This is a genomic window from Phytopseudomonas daroniae, assembly GCF_004327285.1.
Taxonomy (GTDB): Bacteria; Pseudomonadota; Gammaproteobacteria; order Pseudomonadales; family Pseudomonadaceae; genus Aquipseudomonas; species Aquipseudomonas daroniae.
In genome coordinates this window covers 98,691-114,693 of record NZ_QJUI01000013.1, presented here as the reverse complement: position 1 = coordinate 114,693, position 16,003 = coordinate 98,691, and the positions used below count along the sequence as shown (strand labels likewise).

General features: G+C 61.6%; 16 protein-coding genes. 6 read left to right on the top strand and 10 right to left on the bottom strand.

Annotated features, from left to right (window positions below):
* Positions 1-47: 47 nt before the first annotated feature.
* Positions 48-1,895, top strand: a complete 1,848-nt coding sequence (rpoD, locus tag DNK06_RS15980) for an RNA polymerase sigma factor RpoD (RefSeq protein ID WP_131180986.1) — start codon at positions 48-50, stop codon at positions 1,893-1,895.
* Between the two features lie 143 nt (positions 1,896-2,038).
* Here the strand turns inward: rpoD and yjiA are convergent, their stop codons facing one another.
* The 3 genes from yjiA to DNK06_RS15965 all read right to left on the bottom strand — a co-directional run bounded on the left by yjiA (position 2,039) and on the right by DNK06_RS15965 (position 5,441).
* Entirely contained in the window at positions 2,039-3,004 is a 966-nt protein-coding gene (gene yjiA / locus DNK06_RS15975) for a GTPase (protein ID WP_131180985.1), read from the bottom strand.
* 162 nt (positions 3,005-3,166) lie between these two features.
* Positions 3,167-3,370 carry a YbdD/YjiX family protein gene (locus DNK06_RS15970; protein WP_131180984.1) on the bottom strand — a complete coding sequence of 68 codons (204 nt, stop codon included), beginning with the start codon at positions 3,368-3,370 and terminating at the stop codon, positions 3,167-3,169.
* On the bottom strand, positions 3,363-5,441 hold the full coding sequence (locus DNK06_RS15965) for a carbon starvation CstA family protein (RefSeq protein ID WP_131180983.1): 2,079 nt from the start codon (positions 5,439-5,441) through the stop codon (positions 3,363-3,365). The genes DNK06_RS15970 and DNK06_RS15965 overlap by 8 nt, the downstream gene beginning before the upstream one ends.
* 225 nt (positions 5,442-5,666) lie before the next feature.
* Here DNK06_RS15965 and DNK06_RS15960 point away from each other — a divergent pair, with 225 nt between their 5' ends.
* The 4 genes from DNK06_RS15960 to DNK06_RS25125 all read left to right on the top strand — a co-directional run bounded on the left by DNK06_RS15960 (position 5,667) and on the right by DNK06_RS25125 (position 8,416).
* Entirely contained in the window at positions 5,667-7,043 is a 1,377-nt protein-coding gene (locus DNK06_RS15960) for a cache domain-containing protein (RefSeq protein ID WP_131180982.1), read from the top strand.
* A complete protein-coding gene (locus tag DNK06_RS15955; RefSeq protein ID WP_131180981.1) occupies positions 7,040-7,666 on the top strand; it encodes a response regulator in 627 nt (208 codons plus the stop codon). Before DNK06_RS15960 ends, DNK06_RS15955 begins: the two co-directional genes overlap by 4 nt.
* Positions 7,667-7,769: 103 nt before the next feature.
* On the top strand, positions 7,770-8,138 hold the full coding sequence (locus DNK06_RS15950) for a PilZ domain-containing protein (protein WP_131180980.1): 369 nt from the start codon (positions 7,770-7,772) through the stop codon (positions 8,136-8,138).
* Between the two features lie 128 nt (positions 8,139-8,266).
* Positions 8,267-8,416, top strand: coding sequence for a hypothetical protein (locus DNK06_RS25125; protein ID WP_165493646.1), 150 nt, complete (start codon positions 8,267-8,269; stop codon positions 8,414-8,416).
* A gap of 27 nt (positions 8,417-8,443) precedes the next feature.
* Here the strand turns inward: DNK06_RS25125 and radA are convergent, their stop codons facing one another.
* The 6 genes from radA to DNK06_RS25120 form a co-directional block, all read right to left on the bottom strand.
* Complete coding sequence (gene radA, locus DNK06_RS15945) at positions 8,444-9,808, bottom strand: DNA repair protein RadA (RefSeq protein ID WP_131180979.1); 1,365 nt, start codon at positions 9,806-9,808, stop codon at positions 8,444-8,446.
* Between the two features lie 128 nt (positions 9,809-9,936).
* Positions 9,937-10,191 carry a hypothetical protein gene (locus DNK06_RS15940; RefSeq protein ID WP_131180978.1) on the bottom strand — a complete coding sequence of 85 codons (255 nt, stop codon included), beginning with the start codon at positions 10,189-10,191 and terminating at the stop codon, positions 9,937-9,939.
* 8 nt (positions 10,192-10,199) lie between these two features.
* A complete protein-coding gene (locus DNK06_RS15935; RefSeq protein WP_131180977.1) occupies positions 10,200-10,478 on the bottom strand; it encodes an HP1242/YdcH family protein in 279 nt (92 codons plus the stop codon).
* 96 nt (positions 10,479-10,574) lie between these two features.
* Entirely contained in the window at positions 10,575-11,135 is a 561-nt protein-coding gene (locus DNK06_RS15930) for an ankyrin repeat domain-containing protein (protein ID WP_131180976.1), read from the bottom strand.
* Positions 11,136-11,223: 88 nt separating this feature from the next.
* Entirely contained in the window at positions 11,224-12,723 is a 1,500-nt protein-coding gene (locus DNK06_RS15925) for a catalase (protein WP_207389995.1), read from the bottom strand.
* Positions 12,724-13,084: 361 nt separating this feature from the next.
* Positions 13,085-13,321: an HP1242/YdcH family protein gene (locus DNK06_RS25120; RefSeq protein ID WP_165493647.1), complete on the bottom strand. Its 237-nt coding sequence runs from the start codon at positions 13,319-13,321 to the stop codon at positions 13,085-13,087.
* A 615-nt stretch (positions 13,322-13,936) separates the two neighbouring features.
* On the opposite strand from DNK06_RS25120, the gene mscL reads away from it, so the two are divergent.
* Entirely contained in the window at positions 13,937-14,353 is a 417-nt protein-coding gene (gene mscL / locus DNK06_RS15915) for a large-conductance mechanosensitive channel protein MscL (RefSeq protein WP_131180973.1), read from the top strand.
* 60 nt (positions 14,354-14,413) lie between these two features.
* On the opposite strand, the gene DNK06_RS15910 is transcribed toward mscL, so the two are convergent.
* A complete protein-coding gene (locus tag DNK06_RS15910; protein WP_131180972.1) occupies positions 14,414-15,979 on the bottom strand; it encodes a TerC family protein in 1,566 nt (521 codons plus the stop codon).
* Positions 15,980-16,003 lie beyond the last annotated feature (24 nt).

Here is a 16,003-nt window from a genome sequence, read left to right as displayed (position 1 = left end):
CCTCGGCTTGTTTTCAGCCCGCCAAGACCTTCAGTGGATAGGGTGTTATGTCCGGAAAAGCGCAACAGCAATCTCGTATCAAAGAGTTGATCACCCTGGGTCGTGAGCAGAAGTATCTGACTTACGCAGAGGTCAACGACCACCTGCCCGAGGATATTTCAGATCCTGAGCAGGTGGAAGACATCATCCGCATGATCAATGACATGGGGATCCCGGTACACGAGAGTGCTCCGGATGCAGACGCCCTGATGCTGGCCGATGCCGACACCGACGAAGCCGCAGCTGAAGAAGCCGCTGCTGCGTTGGCTGCGGTTGAAACCGATATCGGCCGTACCACCGACCCGGTGCGCATGTACATGCGTGAAATGGGTACCGTGGAGCTGCTGACCCGCGAAGGCGAGATCGAAATCGCCAAGCGGATCGAAGAAGGCATCCGTGAAGTAATGGGTGCAATTGCCCACTTCCCAGGTACCGTCGACGGCATTCTCGCTGAATACACTCGCGTCACCACCGAGGGCGGCCGCCTGGTCGAAGTACTCAGTGGCTACATCGATCCGGATGACGGCGTCGTTCCTGCCGAAGCTGCTGCACCCGTGCCCGCTGCGGCCGGTGACGCTGCCGATGACAAGGACGATGACGAAGAAGACGGCGACAGCGACGACGAGGAAGAAGAAGGCGATGGCGGCCCGGATCCAGAAGAGGCCCTGCGCCGCTTCACCGCGGTCTCCGATCAGCTGGAAATCGCCAAGAAAGCGCTGAAAAAGCATGGCCGCAGCAGCAAACAGGCCATCGCAGAACTCAAGGCCCTGGCCGAGCTGTTCATGCCGATCAAACTGGTGCCCAAGCAGTACGATGCCCTGGTGGTGCGCGTACGTGAAGCACTGGATCGCCTGCGTGGTCAGGAACGCGCCATCATGCAGCTGTGCGTACGTGATGCACGCATGCCGCGCGCCGACTTCCTGCGCCTGTTCCCAGGCAATGAAGTGGATCTGGACTGGGCTGCCAGCCTGGCCAAGGGCAAATCCAAGTATGCGGAAGCCATCGGCAACCTGCAGGCTGACATTCAGCGTTGCCAGCAGAAACTGATCGCCCTGCAGACCGAGAGCGACCTGACGCTGGCCGAGATCAAGGACATCAACCGTCGCATGTCGATCGGTGAGGCGAAAGCCCGCCGCGCGAAGAAAGAGATGGTCGAAGCCAACCTGCGCCTGGTGATCTCGATCGCCAAGAAGTACACCAACCGTGGCCTGCAATTCCTCGATCTGATCCAGGAAGGCAACATCGGTCTGATGAAGGCGGTGGACAAGTTCGAATACCGTCGCGGCTACAAGTTCTCGACCTATGCCACCTGGTGGATCCGTCAGGCGATCACTCGCTCGATTGCCGACCAGGCACGCACCATCCGTATTCCGGTGCACATGATCGAGACGATCAACAAGCTCAACCGCATCTCCCGTCAGATGCTTCAGGAAATGGGCCGCGAGCCCACTCCGGAAGAACTCGGCGAGCGCATGGAAATGCCTGAGGACAAGATCCGCAAGGTATTGAAGATCGCCAAAGAGCCGATCTCCATGGAAACCCCGATCGGCGACGACGAAGATTCGCACCTGGGCGATTTCATCGAGGACAGCACCATGCAGTCCCCGATCGATGTAGCCACCGTGGAAAGCCTCAAGGAAGCCACTCGCGAAGTGCTTTCCGGGCTGACCGCACGCGAAGCCAAGGTGCTGCGTATGCGTTTCGGTATCGACATGAACACTGACCACACCCTCGAGGAAGTGGGCAAGCAGTTCGATGTCACCCGTGAGCGTATTCGTCAGATCGAAGCCAAGGCATTGCGCAAGCTGCGTCACCCGACCCGTAGCGAACACCTGCGCTCGTTCCTCGACGAGTAAGGTTTCACGGGTATAAAAATGGCCGGGAGCCATTTTTAACGTCGCTTGCGACGGCCCGCAGGGTGGCGACCAGGGATGGCCAGCCATAAAAAATGCCGGACAGCGCAAGCTGCCCGGCATTTTTTTCGCCTGCGATATAACGTTTAGGCGCTGAGCTCGGCAAACCCCTGGCGAATCGCCTCTTCAGGCAGGTTGTCGCCAATGAAGACGATCACGCTTTCACGCTTCTCGTCCGTGCCCCACTCGCTGTCCCAGTCGAAAGCATATAACCGCAGCACGCCCTGGAACACCATGCGCCGAGGCTCGCCCGCAATATCGAGCACACCCTTGTAACGCAACAGGGAATTACCGTGCTCCTCCAGCAAGGTTTCCATAAAGCTGGAAAGCCGATCCAGATCCAGCGGCGTATCGCTAGTGAGCACCAGTGTGGAGATACGGTCACTGCTCTTGCCAGGCACCACAGGGCGCAGACTCGGTGCGATATCGGCATTCAGGTTGAAGCCGCGCACGTCGAGCAGTTCGCTCAGGTCGATACGCCCGTGCTCCACCAGGCGGATTGGCGCCCGTCGGTTGATCCGCTGCAGGCGCTGGATCAATGCCCCTCGGGCGGCCTCATCGACGAGGTCGGTCTTGCTCAGCAGGATACGGTCGGCGAACCCGACCTGGGCCTGAGCGATGGTTTCCTGCAAGTGGCGCTCGGCGTTGGCGGCGTCCACCAGGGTGATGATGCCGTCCAGCACATAGCGCTCGCACAACTCCTCGGTGGCGAAAAAGGTCTGCGCCACCGGTGCTGGATCAGCGAGCCCGGTGCACTCGATCACCAGCCGGTCGAAGGCCAGCTCGCCGCTATCCAGTTTTTCCAGCAACAGGAACAGCGCCTTCTCCAGCTCGACATGGATCGAGCAGCAGACACAGCCATTGGCCAGGGTCATCACCTGTACCGGCTCGCTACCAAGCAACTGGCTGTCGATGGGCATTTCGCTGTATTCGTTTTCGATCACCGCGATCTTCAGGCCATGTTCGGCCTTGAGCACATGGCGTAACAGGGTGGTCTTGCCGGCACCGAGAAAGCCACTGAGCACGGTGACCGGAATGGGGGAAAAGGACATGAGCGTTCCTTGGAGCTACAAGCTTCAAGCGACAAGCTGCAAGTAGAAGCAACAGCCGCCTTGGGCTTGATGGTAAGACAGCACAAAATCAATGGCGGTGAACTACCACAGCAGTCACCGCCATCCACTTGCAGCGTGAGGCTTGAAGCTTGCCGCTGCCCTTCAGCAGCAGCGGATCGGCCGCCCCTTGCCGCCACCATAACGCGCTTCCTGGCGCTCACGAAAGAAGGCTTCGTAGCTCATCACCGGCTGGTCAGGATGCTTTCTGGTCATGTGCTCGACATAGGTATCGTAGTCGGGCATGCCCACCAGCATCCGCGCGGCCTGGCCAAGGTACTTGCCCATACGGCTGAGATCATTAAACACGAGCCACCTCCGGTGCGTCGTCAGGAATGGCCTCATATGAGGCCTCCTGATCGGTGCGTAGCTCCCTGCCCCAGGCAGCACGCCCGACCTTGATGGCATAGAACAGCACGCTCAGCACCACGAACAGGAATAGCACAGTCAGCGTGGCGTTGGTGTAGGCGTTGAAGATCACGTGCTGCATCTGACCAATGTCCTTGGCCGGCGCCAGGATCTGGCCGGCATCCAGGGCATCCTGGTACTTACTGGCCAGGGACAGGAAGCCAACGGCCGGATCCGGGTCGAACAGCTTGATCAGCCCTGCGGTAGTGGTGCAGATCAGCAGCCAGGTGGCCGGGATCAACGTCACCCACACATAGCGCTCGCGCTTCATCTTGATCAGCACCACGGTGCCGAGCATCAGGGCGATGCCGGCGAGCATCTGGTTGGAGATGCCGAACAGTGGCCATAGGGTGTTGATGCCACCCAGCGGATCGATCACACCCTGATAGAGCAGCCAGCCCCACAACGCCACGCAACCTGCGGTAGCGACGACGTTGGCGAACCAGGACTCGGTACGCTTCAGGGAAGGCACGAAGTTACCCAGCAGATCCTGCAGCATGAAGCGCCCGGCACGGGTACCAGCGTCCACCGCAGTGAGGATGAACAACGCCTCGAAGAGGATCGCGAAGTGGTACCAGAACGCCATGGTGTTCTCACCCGGCAGCACGCTGTGGAGAATCTGCGCGATACCCACGGCCAGGGTCGGTGCACCACCGGCGCGGGCCAGGATGGTGTTCTCGCCAATATCTCGAGCAACGGCTTCCAGCTCTTGCGGAGTGATCACGAAGCCCCAACTGCTGACCGCAGCGGCGACCGATTGGACATCCGAGCCGACCAGCGCTGCCGGGCTGTTCATGGCGAAGTACACGCCTGGCTCGATCACCGACGCGGCAACCATGGCCATGATGGCCACGAAGGATTCCATCAGCATGCCGCCGTAACCGATGTAACGAGCATGGGATTCGTTGGCGAGCAACTTGGGCGTGGTGCCAGAGCTGATCAGAGCGTGGAAGCCGGATACCGCGCCGCAGGCGATGGTGATGAACAGGAAGGGGAACAGCGTGCCCTTCCATACCGGGCCGGTGCCGTCGGTGAACTGGGTCAGAGCCGGCATCTTCAGCTCGGGCATGACCACCAGAATGCCGATGGCGAGGGCGATGATGGTGCCGATCTTGAGAAAGGTCGACAGGTAGTCGCGTGGCGCCAGGATCAGCCATACCGGTAGTACCGCGGCGACAAAACCGTAACCGATCAGCATCCAGGTGATCTGTATGCCGGTGAAGGTGAAAGCCGGGCCCCACACCGGGTCGGCGGCGATCACCCCACCGAGCCAGATAGAGCCGAGCAGCAGGATCACGCCGATCAGAGAGATCTCGCCGATCCGTCCCGGACGGATATAGCGCATGTAGATGCCCATGAACATGGCGATGGGAATGGTCGCCATCACCGTGAACATGCCCCATGGGCTTTCCGCCAGCGCCTTGACGACGATCAGCGAGAGCACCGCGAGGATGATGATCATGATCAGGAAGGCGCCGAACAGGGCGATGGTGCCCGGTATCTGGCCCATTTCCTCGCGCACCAGCTCGCCCAGGGAGCGGCCGTTACGGCGCGTGGAAATGAACAGCACCATGAAGTCCTGCACCGCACCGGCCAGTACCACGCCGGCGATCAGCCAAAGGGTGCCTGGCAGATAACCCATCTGTGCAGCGAGCACCGGGCCCACCAGCGGGCCAGCGCCAGCAATGGCGGCGAAGTGGTGGCCGAAGAGGATGTGTTTGTTGGTCGGGACGTAGTCCAGGCCGTCGTTGTTGAGTACGGCGGGGGTCGCGCGGGTAGGGTCTAGCTGCATCACCTTGTTGGTGATGAACAGGCTGTAGTAACGATATGCGACGAGATAGATCGCCACGGCAGCAACCACAATCCACAAGGCATTGATCGACTCACCGCGATTCAGCGCCACGGTACCCAGCGCGAAGGCGCCCAGTACGGCAACGGCAAACCAGGCGATATGGCTAGCCATTCTGGTCATTGAACATCTCCTGCCGCAGACCTTGATCCGCGACACTCATTGTTATTGTTGTGCTCCGGAAATTGGAGCCCCGCAACTATCCATCCAAGCCCCCCTTCCCGGTAATTCGCAAAACTACCCACGACCACCTACGTAGAACTACGCAGTCCACAGCCGATCAATTGCGGGGTTATGTATGCTCTGCCAGCCTCCAGCCCCGACCAACGTTCAGCCCGGAGTGAATCGATGCAACTCAAGCACAAGATCGTCGCCCTGAGCCTATTGCCCATGCTATTGGCCGTGGCCGTGGTCTGCCTGCTGGTTCTGGTACAGAACCAGCGCCTGGGCAATCAGCAGGCCCAGCTCATCGAGCGCAGCATCCTCAGCAGCAAACAGACCGAGCTAAAGCACTATGTGGAAATGGCCCTGAGCACCATCGGGCCGCTGTACGAGAGCGGTCTCGATGACGACGAAACCAAGCGCCAGGTTCTGGCCCTACTGGCTCGCATCAACTTTGGCAGCGACGGTTACTTCTTCGTCTACGACCGCAACGGCAAGAACCTGATGCACCCGCGTCAGGGCGGGCTGGTCGGCAAGAACCTGTGGAACATGACGGACTCCCACGGCCTGCTGGTAATCCAGGCCTTGATCCGCAGCGCAACGGATGGCAACGGCTTTCAGCGTTACGGCTGGCAGAAACCCTCCACCGGGCAAATGGCCGAAAAGCTCGCCTACGTCACCGTGCTCGATCGCTGGGGATGGATGCTCGGCACCGGCATTTACCTGGAAGATGTCGATAACGCCATCGCCCAGGTTCGCCATGATGTCGGCAGCGGTATTCGCACCACCATGCTCGCCATCGCCGTAGTCGCCCTGATCGCCGTTCTGCTGGTGTTCGCCAGTGGTCTGACTCTCAATGTCAGCGAACACCGCCTGGCCGACCGCAAACTGCAACAGTTGACCCAGCGCATCATCACCTCTCAGGAAGAGGAACGTTCGCGCCTGTCTCGCGAGCTGCACGACGGTATCAGCCAGTTGCTGGTGTCGATCAAGTTCCAGTTCGAGCTGGCAGGCCACGAACTGGATGCCGGCAAGTCCGGCGCCGCCAGAACCCTGCGCCAAGGTATCGAACGCCTGGCGGGGGCAATCGGAGAAGTGCGTCGGATTTCCCACGACCTGCACCCGTCGTTGCTCGACACCCTCGGCCTGGCCTCGGCGATTGGCCAACTGGCCAGTGAGTTCGAGCAACGCAGCGGACTGAGCGTGACCTATGACAACAGCCTGGGCGATACCCGACTGAGCGACGACATGAACGTGGCCCTGTTTCGCATCCTGCAGGAAGCGCTGACCAACATCGAACGCCATGCCCACGCTACCCGCGTGGCAATCAGCCTGACAGGCGACGGCCGTAGCTTGAACCTACGCATCGGCGATGACGGTGGCGGCTTCAGCCCGCGCGAGGCCGAACAACACAGCGGTGGCATCGGCTTGCGTAATATCCGCGAGAGGGTCGAGCACTTTGGCGGTGGTTTCAACATCACCTCGAGCTCCTCCGGCACCGTACTCAACGTTGCCCTGTTACTCTCTGCCGTCACGCCACACACCCAGGATCAGCAGTTATGAAGACGATCCGCATCGCGCTTGTCGACGACCATGTTCTGGTGCGCGACGGCATACGTACGCTGCTGTCGATGGTCGAGCACTTCGAGATCGTCGGCGAGGCCGGCAACGGCAGCGAAGCGCTGGAACTGCTCGCCCACGCACAACCCGACATCCTGCTGATGGACATCGGTCTCAAGGACATCAACGGCCTGGAACTGACCGGCATCATCAAGAAGCGCTACCCGGCGATCAAAGTGCTGATCCTGAGCATGTACGACAATCAGGAATACGTCAGCAGCTCGTTGCGTATGGGGGCGTCGGGTTATGTCCTCAAGGAAGCACCGTCCCAGGAAATCATCTCCGCCATCGATGTGCTGGCGGTCGGTGGACGCTTCTACAGCGGCGACGTGGCACGCAAGCTGGCTCAGGAAGAAAGCGAAGAAGGCGAGCTCACGCCACGCGAGCGCCAGGTTCTGCTGATGATGGCGCAAGGCCTGAACAACAAAGCGATGGCAAGAGAGCTGCAGATCAGCGTTCGCACCGTGGAAACCTACCGCCTGAACATCCGTCGCAAACTCGACATCGAAAAGCCGGCCGATCTGGTCAAGCACGCCATGGAATACGGATGGGCACCAGAGACGTAACGAGCAACCTCATGAGCAATCCACTATTCGCCTGAACAGCCGTTATGACGGCATCGGCAAGTGAGCTTAGCTATAGTGGACAAACAAACAGAGGACAACGCCCATGAGTGACAACCACGAACGCCGACGCTTCCAGCGCATCGCCTTCGACGCCCCCGCCGAGATCGTCCAGGGCGAACGGAGCTGGCAAGTGGAGCTTCACGACATCTCGTTCAAAGGCGTTCTGGTGCGCCGCCCGTGGAACTGGGACGACGATGCCGGCCAGGACTATCTGGTACGCATCACCCTCGACGACAAGCTGCAGGTCGCGATGCAAGTGGAACTGGTACACCGCGAAGAGCGCGTGCTGGGCTTCCTCTGCCACCACATCGATCTCGATTCCATGAGCCACCTACGCCGCCTGGTCGAACTCAATCTGGGCGATGAACACTTACTGGAGCGGGAACTGGCAGCGCTCTGCGAGGACGAATAGCAGGCCGTGCGGCGTCCTGCCGCGGCCAGGTGCCGACGATAATTGACCTCGATCAAGAGTCTTCGACAGGCCCGGCCGCAGGATAAAGACGAACCCAACAGGGGAACATTCCCCACGGAGGCATCGTCATGATCAGCGCCCCTATCGCCAAGGCAATCGACTTCCCTTCGCAGCGTCAGGCAGCACCACGACCGGCACGCTCCAGCGCCTGGATCGTGCGTATTGGCCAGCGTATGCAGCGCCGCCAATACGCCGATGCCGTCTGCCTGATCCACTGAACCAGGCGACGCGGCCAGGATGCGCTCTTATTCGAAGAGCGCGTCCAGTGCCTGCTCCAGCCGCGTAACGGCAACTACCTGCAAACCGGCTGGCGCCTCTTTCGGCGCATTGCCCTTGGGCACGATAGCGCGCTTGAAGCCGTGCTTGGCCGCCTCTTTCAGACGCTCCTGACCGCTTGGCACCGGGCGGATCTCGCCCGACAAGCCAACCTCGCCGAACACCAGCAGATCGTGAGGCAGCGGCCGGTTGCGCAGGCTGGATATCACCGCCGCCATCAACGCCAGATCGGACGCCGTTTCCAACACCTTCACTCCACCGACCACGTTGAGAAACACGTCCTGATCATAGGTGGGAATGCCGCCGTGGCGATGCAGCACCGCCAGCAACATGGCCAGGCGATTCTGATCCAGGCCCAGGGTCACCCGGCGTGGGTTACTCATGTGACTGGTATCGACCAGCGCCTGCACTTCCACCAGCATCGGCCGGGTACCTTCCCAGGTGGCCATGACGATACTGCCCGGCACTTCTTCCTGGGCGCGGGTGAGGAAAATCGCCGAGGGGTTGCTCACTTCCTTGAGGCCCTTGTCGGTCATGCCGAACACGCCCAGCTCGTTGATCGCGCCAAAGCGGTTCTTCACCGCACGTAGCAGGCGCAAGCGGCCATCGGGGTCGCCTTCGAAATACAGCACGGTGTCGACCATATGCTCAAGCACGCGCGGCCCCGCCAGCGCGCCTTCCTTGGTAACGTGGCCGACCAGGAAGATCGCCGTGCCGCTCTGCTTGGCGAAGCGCACCAGCAGCGCCGCGCTCTCGCGCACCTGGGCAACGCCGCCGGGCGCCGACTGCAATTGCTCGGTGAAGATGGTCTGGATCGAGTCGATCACCATCACCTTGGGTTTTTCCTGGCGGGCGGTGGCGATGATGCTTTCGATGCAGGTCTCGGTCATCACCTTGAGTTTGTCTTCGGGCAAACCCAGGCGCCGGGCGCGCATGGCCACCTGCTGCTGGGACTCCTCGCCGGTGACGTAAAGCGCCGGGAAACGCTGGGCGATATTACACAGGGTCTGCAGCAGGATGGTCGACTTGCCGATGCCGGGGTCGCCGCCGATCAGCACCACCGAGCCATCCACCAAGCCGCCACCGAGCACGCGGTCAAGTTCTGCGGACGCGGTGGAGAAACGCGGCATTTCCTCGACGCTGACTTCGGCCAGGGTCTTGAGCTGCGCTTGCGCACCCGCCCAGCCGCCGCGCCCGCTGGGCGTCGCCGAACCGGCTTCGAGCATGGTTTCGGTCAGGGTGTTCCAGGCGCCGCACTCACCGCACTGCCCGGCCCACTTGGGAAAGGTCGCGCCGCACTCGGTGCAGCCATACAAGCGTTTGGCCTTGGCCATGGGGAGGACTCCTGTGCAGACGAAGTCCGGATGATACGAAATAGCTGGATATATTTACAGCTTCACTGAGGATCTGAACGCCAAGACCCGAGCCGGATTCGGGTCGCCGGCCATGGCAGGCGACCGACTCAATGGCCGGACAAACCTCTGCAGCCGCCCTGGCAGCGCTGCAACTGCAGCGCTATAGCGCTTTCCAACCGCGCGTTGCCTGCGCAGCGGTGAGCGTTCCACGCCTCCGCGCCCTCTTCACGGAAGACGCGCTCGTCGAGCCGTTCATACTCGCCCGTCAACAGGGCGAACGCCGGCGCGCAACGACGCAACTGCCGCCAGTCGGCACGCGGCTGGCCGGCATCGGCGACCGGCAAACAAACCTTGGCCGTCATGGGCCGGATCAGCCGCGACAGCCGTTGCCGCATCCGCAGCACTGGCCGGCTTCGCGCTTGAGGCGGCGGGCCAGGTCGTCCTTCAGCGCCAGGCGCTGCGACTTGAGCTGGCCCAGGGCCGCATCGTCGAGCCGTTCGATGCCGTCCTCGATACGGCAGATGCGCTTGTCCAGGGCTTCGTATTCCTCGGCCTGGTGGGCGAAGCCGGCGTCTTCCTGGCGCAGGTGATGCAGTTGGGCGCGCCACTGGGGGAAGTCATGGATCAGCGGATGGTGGTCGACATGCATGGCAGCGCTCCTGATGGGAATCAGCCTGCAGCCTAACCGCCCGCGGCTGCCCTGCCGTTGATCCGGGTCAACCCCGCTCGGCGGGCGCGACGCCGGTCAAGGCTGGCCCTGCTGCCAACGCGTGCGGATATCGCCCCGGGCGAGGCGCTGCGCGTTGTTGCCGAAGGCATCCTCGGCGCTCAGGTCGGCGCCTTTGTCCGCCAGGGCGTCGAGCACGTCCTTGCGCTGGAACAGCGCCGCGTACATGGCCGCGGTCTGGCCGCTGCCATTGCGCTGGTCGGGGTTGCAGCCGGCGTCGAGCAGGCGCTTGGCGATGCGCAACTCGCCCTTGAAGATGGCGCCCATCAGGGCGGTGTTGCCGCGCTTGTCCTGGGCGCAGGCATCGGCGCCGGCGGCCAGCAGGCGCTCCACCGCCTCGCGGTGACCGTGGTAGGCGGCGAGGATCAGGGCGGTGTAGCCCTTGTCGTCGGCGGTGCCGAGGTCGTAGCCGGCCTGGATGAATTCGTCGAGCATGGCGCTATCGCCCGCGCGCGCCGCCTGGAAATAGTAATCGCGCAGTTGCGCCTGGATGCCTTCGGCATCGCTGGCCGGCGGCGTGTCGGCCAGCAGCGGTACGGCGCCGGTCAGTGCCACCGCGAAACATATCGTACGTAGCATGGGAAGCTCCCGAACGGCCACTGGCCGTTCCCGCTTGCACAGTAGCCGCGATGCCCGGGAAAAGCGGCATCGCGGGTAGACTGGTGAATCAGTCCTGCAGCTCGGCGGCCAGCGACTTGACCCGTGCCAGGTCGCCCTTGGCCACCTTGGTCAGGCCCTCGCCATACTGGGCATCGGCCTTGTAGAAGAACGACAGCATGATGTGCTTGCTCTCGTCTTCGGCGCCGGACAGGGCACCGCCCAGGCTGGCGATCAGGTCGCCCTGCATCTTCTTGTCGTAGGAGCGATACAGATCACCGGCCTGCTTGAAGTTCTGCTCGCGCTGGATCTTCTTCTGCTCGGTGCTGCCGCTCAGCGGCAGGTTGCTGTAGCGCGCATACTCGGTGGCCGGACGCGGATTGATACGGCTGGGCTCGTAGTTCACCTCGGTGGTGGTGTGGCCGATATTCGCCGCGCCATCCTGGTTGCCGTTGTTGACCGCGACCTTGGCCTGGTTGATCGGCAGGAAGGCATGGTTGGCGCCCAGGCGGTACATCTGCGTGTCGGCGTAAGAGAACAGGCGGCCTTGCAGCAGGCGATCCTCGGACGGCTCGATACCCGGCACCAGGTTGGCCGGTGCCAGGGCGACCTGCTCGGTTTCCTGGAAGACGTTGTCCGGGTTCTTGTTCAGCACCATCTGGCCGATCTTCTTGAAGGGCACGTCCGGCCAGATCTTGGTGGCGTCCAGCGGATCGAAGTCGTATTTGGCCAGGTCGGCCGGCTCCAGAACCTGGATGTACAGATCCCACTTCGGATAGTCGCCAGCGTTGATCGCGGTGATCAGGTCGCGGCTCATGTGGTTGAAGTCCTTGCCCTGAACCTGCTCCGCCTGCCGCGGGTCATGGTTCCTGGTGCCTTGCAGGCTGCGCCACTGGAACTTGACGTAGCGGTACTCGTTCTTGTCGTTGACCAGCTTGTAGGCGTGCACGCCGTTGCCGTCCATGTGCCGGTAGCTGGCTGGCGTACCTTCGTTGGAGAACAGCTGGGTCAGGGTGCGGGTGGCTTCCGGCACATGGCTGAAGAAGTCGAACAGGGTGCGGTCGCTGCCGTAGTTGGTGTTCGGGTCGGGTTTGAAGGCGTGCACCATGTCCGGGAACTTGATGGCGTCGCGGATGAAGAAGGTCGGGAAGTTGTTGCCGACCAGATCCCAGTTGCCTTCGCTGGTGTAGAACTTGGTGGCGAAGCCGCGGGGATCGCGCAGGGTTTCCGGCGAATGGTTGCCATGCACCACGCTGGAGAAGCGCACGAACACCGGAGTGGTGGTGCCGGGGGTGAAGACCTTGGCGCGGGTCAGGTCGGAAATGTCGGCGCTGGCCGTGAATTCGCCATGGGCTCCTGTGCCGCGTGCGTGCACCACGCGCTCGGGAATGCGCTCGCGGTCGAAGCGTTGCAGCTTCTGGATCAGTTGCACGTCCTGCAGCAAGACCGGACCGGTGCTGCCGGCGGTCTGCGAATTCTGGTTGTCGCCGACCGGCGCGCCGTTGTCACGGGTCAGAGGAGCGGCGTGCGCGGAAAGGGAAAACAGCGCGGCGGACAGTGTCGCCGTCATCAAGCCAAGGGCGGGTGCCCATGAAGTCCGGGATTTCATGGAGGAGTCCTCTTCTTTGTAGGGATGAGCGCGTCATGCGCCCAACAAGCCTACGAGGCTCCCGGTTCGGCTCTAAATTGAAAAAGGACAGCGCCTCCATAGGCAATGGTTATTGCTCGATTTTCTGCAAAGCTGCTACGGCCTGTTCGACATGCCGAAGCGATCAGAAACGCCCATACTGGTTGAAGGCCTGACGACGTCCAGGCCAGCAATCTGAGACTGCGGCGACGCCGATTGGCCATTGGCAACCCAACATTGCAGAGCAGGCCTCAGGCATGATCCGGGCGTGGCGGATCACACCTCGGCCAAAAAGCTGTAGCCCTCAGGCATCTGCCAGTTGCTGGACGATCCTGTCCTTGAGCAGCACCCGCTCGCGGCGCAGCCGCCCCAGGGTTTCGTCATCAAAAGGTTGGTTGCCTGATTCGAGTTCGACGATACGCTTATCCAGATCCTGATAGCGCCCAACCAGGCCATCGAATCCCGGGTTGCTCTTGCGGCGCTCGGTCAGCGTATCTCCATACTCACGAAACTCCTCACGCAGATTATGCTCGGCGGTCATGGGGCACTCCTCTTCATATGGCTGTTCAAGGATTGACCTTAGACCAACGCTGCGCATGCAACTGTCCGACGAGATGCAGCCCCGCAATTCCTGCCGCAGCAGCAGCCATAACAATCGCCTGCGACTTGCGCCCACCCCGCCAGATCCTCACGCAGACCGGAACGCCGCGGCTTGAGCACCGTCAACGGCAGGCAGGCGGGTCGCTCGATGCCGTTTTCGATACGAGGGGCGGCATCCTCGAACGGCTCGGCCAGGGTGGCACAGGCAAGATTGCTGCGCTGGCGGCGCTTTTTGTTTCGGCCTGAGCGGAGTAATCGACAATGCATGGCCAGGCTCCCGGTAGATGAATCGAAGCCACTGTAGTCGGGTGCAAATCGCCCGATTCTGATCCCTGCCAATGCAGCCAAACCGACTGACAACCACCCGCCGAGCGCCTCGTACCCGCACAGCAGAGCCTTGCGCATGGATCACAGCGGGGATTAGGTTTGTAATCAATTCGGACAATTTCCCGATAGAAGGGTCACAAGCGATACGCGCGGCCTGGCGACGGTGTATGGCAGACGAGCGGGAGTGATTTACACTTCAGCACACAAATCAGACTAATGGGGGTTGCAAATGGGCATCATCAACGAATTCAAGGCGTTCGCCGTCAAGGGCAATGTCGTCGACATGGCGGTCGGTATCATCATTGGTGCTGCATTCGGCAAGATCGTTTCGTCCTTCGTCGGCGACGTGATCATGCCACCGCTGGGGCTACTGATCGGCGGGGTGGACTTCTCCGATCTGGCGATCACCCTCAAGGCCGCCGAAGGCGACTTGCCGGCGGTGGTACTGGCCTACGGCCAGTTCATCCAGACCATGATCGACTTCATCATCGTCGCCTTCGCCATCTTCATGGGCGTCAAGGCGATCAATCGCCTCAAGCGTGAAGAAGCCGTGGAGCCTTCGGTTCCGCCAGCGCCGAGCACCGAGGAAGTGCTGCTGACGGAAATTCGTGACCTGCTGAAAGCGCAGCAGCAGCACAAAGACTGACAGCAACCCCATCGATGAAAACGGCGCCCCACGAGGCGCCTTTTCTTTGATACCAGCCGGTTACACGGCCGACTCGGGAGTTTCAGGTTTCAGTAGCATCCGCGTTACCCGACGCTCCTTGACCTCGATCACCGTCAGTTCCCAGCCCAGATATTCGACCTTGTCACCGATCAGCGGCAAGCGATCGAGCAGGCTCATGGCCAGGCCCGCGAGGGTCTGGTAGTCATCCGTCGGACGAGCGGCGAAGTCCATCCGCTCGCGCAGCACCGCCAGGTTGACTGCACCATTGACCCGGAAACCACCCTCCACTTCCTCGACATCCGGGCCATCCACCTCGCTGGCGTCCGGCAATTCACCAGCGATGGCCTCGAGAATGTCGGTCAGGGTCAGCAGACCTTCGAAACCACCGAACTCGTTGACCACGAAAGCCACGTGGGTGGATGCCAGGCGCATCTGCTCCAGAGCGCTGAGCACAGTGGAACTGTCCGGCAGATTGATCGGCGCACGCACCAGGCTTTCGATATCCGGCTGCTGGCCCTTGAGCAATTCCTTGAACAGCTCCTTCTTGTGGATGTAGCCCAGGGGTTCATCGCGGGAGTCGTTGCGGGTCACCACGAGACGCGAGTGCGGCGAGTCGAGCAGCGCCTGGTGGATTTTCTCCGGGGCGTCGTCGAGGTTGATGCGGTCGACTTCCATGCGGTCGGTCATGACCTTCTGGATCGACTGCTCGGCCAAGTTCAGTACGCCACTGATCATCACCCGCTCGCGGCGGTCGAACAGCGCGGTTTCGCCCTGGTTACCATCGAGCATGTCGGCGATGTCCTCACCGACCTCGTCGGCCTGCACCTTGCCGCCCAGCATGCGCATTACCGCGTGGGCAGTGCGGTCGCGCAGGCCACGCTGGCCCTGCAGGCTGCGCTTGCGACGCGAGCGAGCGACCTGGTTGAACAGCTCGATAAGAATCGAGAAGCCGATGGCCGCGTACAGATAGCCCTTGGGAATATGGAAACCCAGGCCTTCGGCGGTCAGGCTGAAGCCGATCATCATCAGGAAGCCCAGGCACAGCATGATCACCGTCGGGCGCGCGTTGACGAAGGCTGTCAGCGGTTTGCTGGCGACGATCATCAGGCCGATGGAGATGATCACCGCGATCATCATCACTTCCAGGTGTTCGACCATGCCCACGGCGGTGATCACCGCGTCCAGCGAGAACACCGCGTCGAGTACGATGATCTGCGCCACGACCGGCCAGAACTTGGCATAGGTACGCGCGCCGCCATGCTGGTGCACGCGGCCTTCGAGGCGCTCGTGCAGCTCCATGGTGGCCTTGAACAGCAGGAACACGCCGCCGAAGAGCATGATCAGGTCACGTCCGGAGAAGGATTTGTCGAATACCTCGATAAGCGGATCGGTCAGTGTGACCAACCAGGCCATGCTGGCCAGCAGGCCGAGGCGCATGATCAGCGCCAGGCTCAGGCCGATCACCCGCGCGCGGTCACGCTGCTCGGGCGGCAACTTGTCGGCGAGGATGGCGATGAACACCAGGTTGTCGATGCCCAGGACGATTTCCAGGACGATCAGGGTCAACAGGCCCAGCCAGGCCGTTGGATCAGCGATCCATTCCATTTAGTGCGTTGCTCTCTCAAGGAT

Coding starts and splice junctions, on each gene's coding strand:
- rpoD (WP_131180986.1), top strand. CDS start 48: ATGTCCGGAAAAGCGCAACAGCAATCTCGTATCAAAGAGTTGATCACC.
- yjiA (WP_131180985.1), bottom strand. CDS start 3,004: ATGTCCTTTTCCCCCATTCCGGTCACCGTGCTCAGTGGCTTTCTCGGT.
- DNK06_RS15965 (WP_131180983.1), bottom strand. CDS start 5,441: ATGACCAGAATGGCTAGCCATATCGCCTGGTTTGCCGTTGCCGTACTG.
- DNK06_RS15960 (WP_131180982.1), top strand. CDS start 5,667: ATGCAACTCAAGCACAAGATCGTCGCCCTGAGCCTATTGCCCATGCTA.
- DNK06_RS15955 (WP_131180981.1), top strand. CDS start 7,040: ATGAAGACGATCCGCATCGCGCTTGTCGACGACCATGTTCTGGTGCGC.
- DNK06_RS15950 (WP_131180980.1), top strand. CDS start 7,770: ATGAGTGACAACCACGAACGCCGACGCTTCCAGCGCATCGCCTTCGAC.
- DNK06_RS25125 (WP_165493646.1), top strand. CDS start 8,267: ATGATCAGCGCCCCTATCGCCAAGGCAATCGACTTCCCTTCGCAGCGT.
- radA (WP_131180979.1), bottom strand. CDS start 9,808: ATGGCCAAGGCCAAACGCTTGTATGGCTGCACCGAGTGCGGCGCGACC.
- DNK06_RS15940 (WP_131180978.1), bottom strand. CDS start 10,191: ATGACGGCCAAGGTTTGTTTGCCGGTCGCCGATGCCGGCCAGCCGCGT.
- DNK06_RS15935 (WP_131180977.1), bottom strand. CDS start 10,478: ATGCATGTCGACCACCATCCGCTGATCCATGACTTCCCCCAGTGGCGC.
- DNK06_RS15930 (WP_131180976.1), bottom strand. CDS start 11,135: ATGCTACGTACGATATGTTTCGCGGTGGCACTGACCGGCGCCGTACCG.
- DNK06_RS15925 (WP_207389995.1), bottom strand. CDS start 12,723: ATGACGGCGACACTGTCCGCCGCGCTGTTTTCCCTTTCCGCGCACGCC.
- DNK06_RS25120 (WP_165493647.1), bottom strand. CDS start 13,321: ATGACCGCCGAGCATAATCTGCGTGAGGAGTTTCGTGAGTATGGAGAT.
- mscL (WP_131180973.1), top strand. CDS start 13,937: ATGGGCATCATCAACGAATTCAAGGCGTTCGCCGTCAAGGGCAATGTC.
- DNK06_RS15910 (WP_131180972.1), bottom strand. CDS start 15,979: ATGGAATGGATCGCTGATCCAACGGCCTGGCTGGGCCTGTTGACCCTG.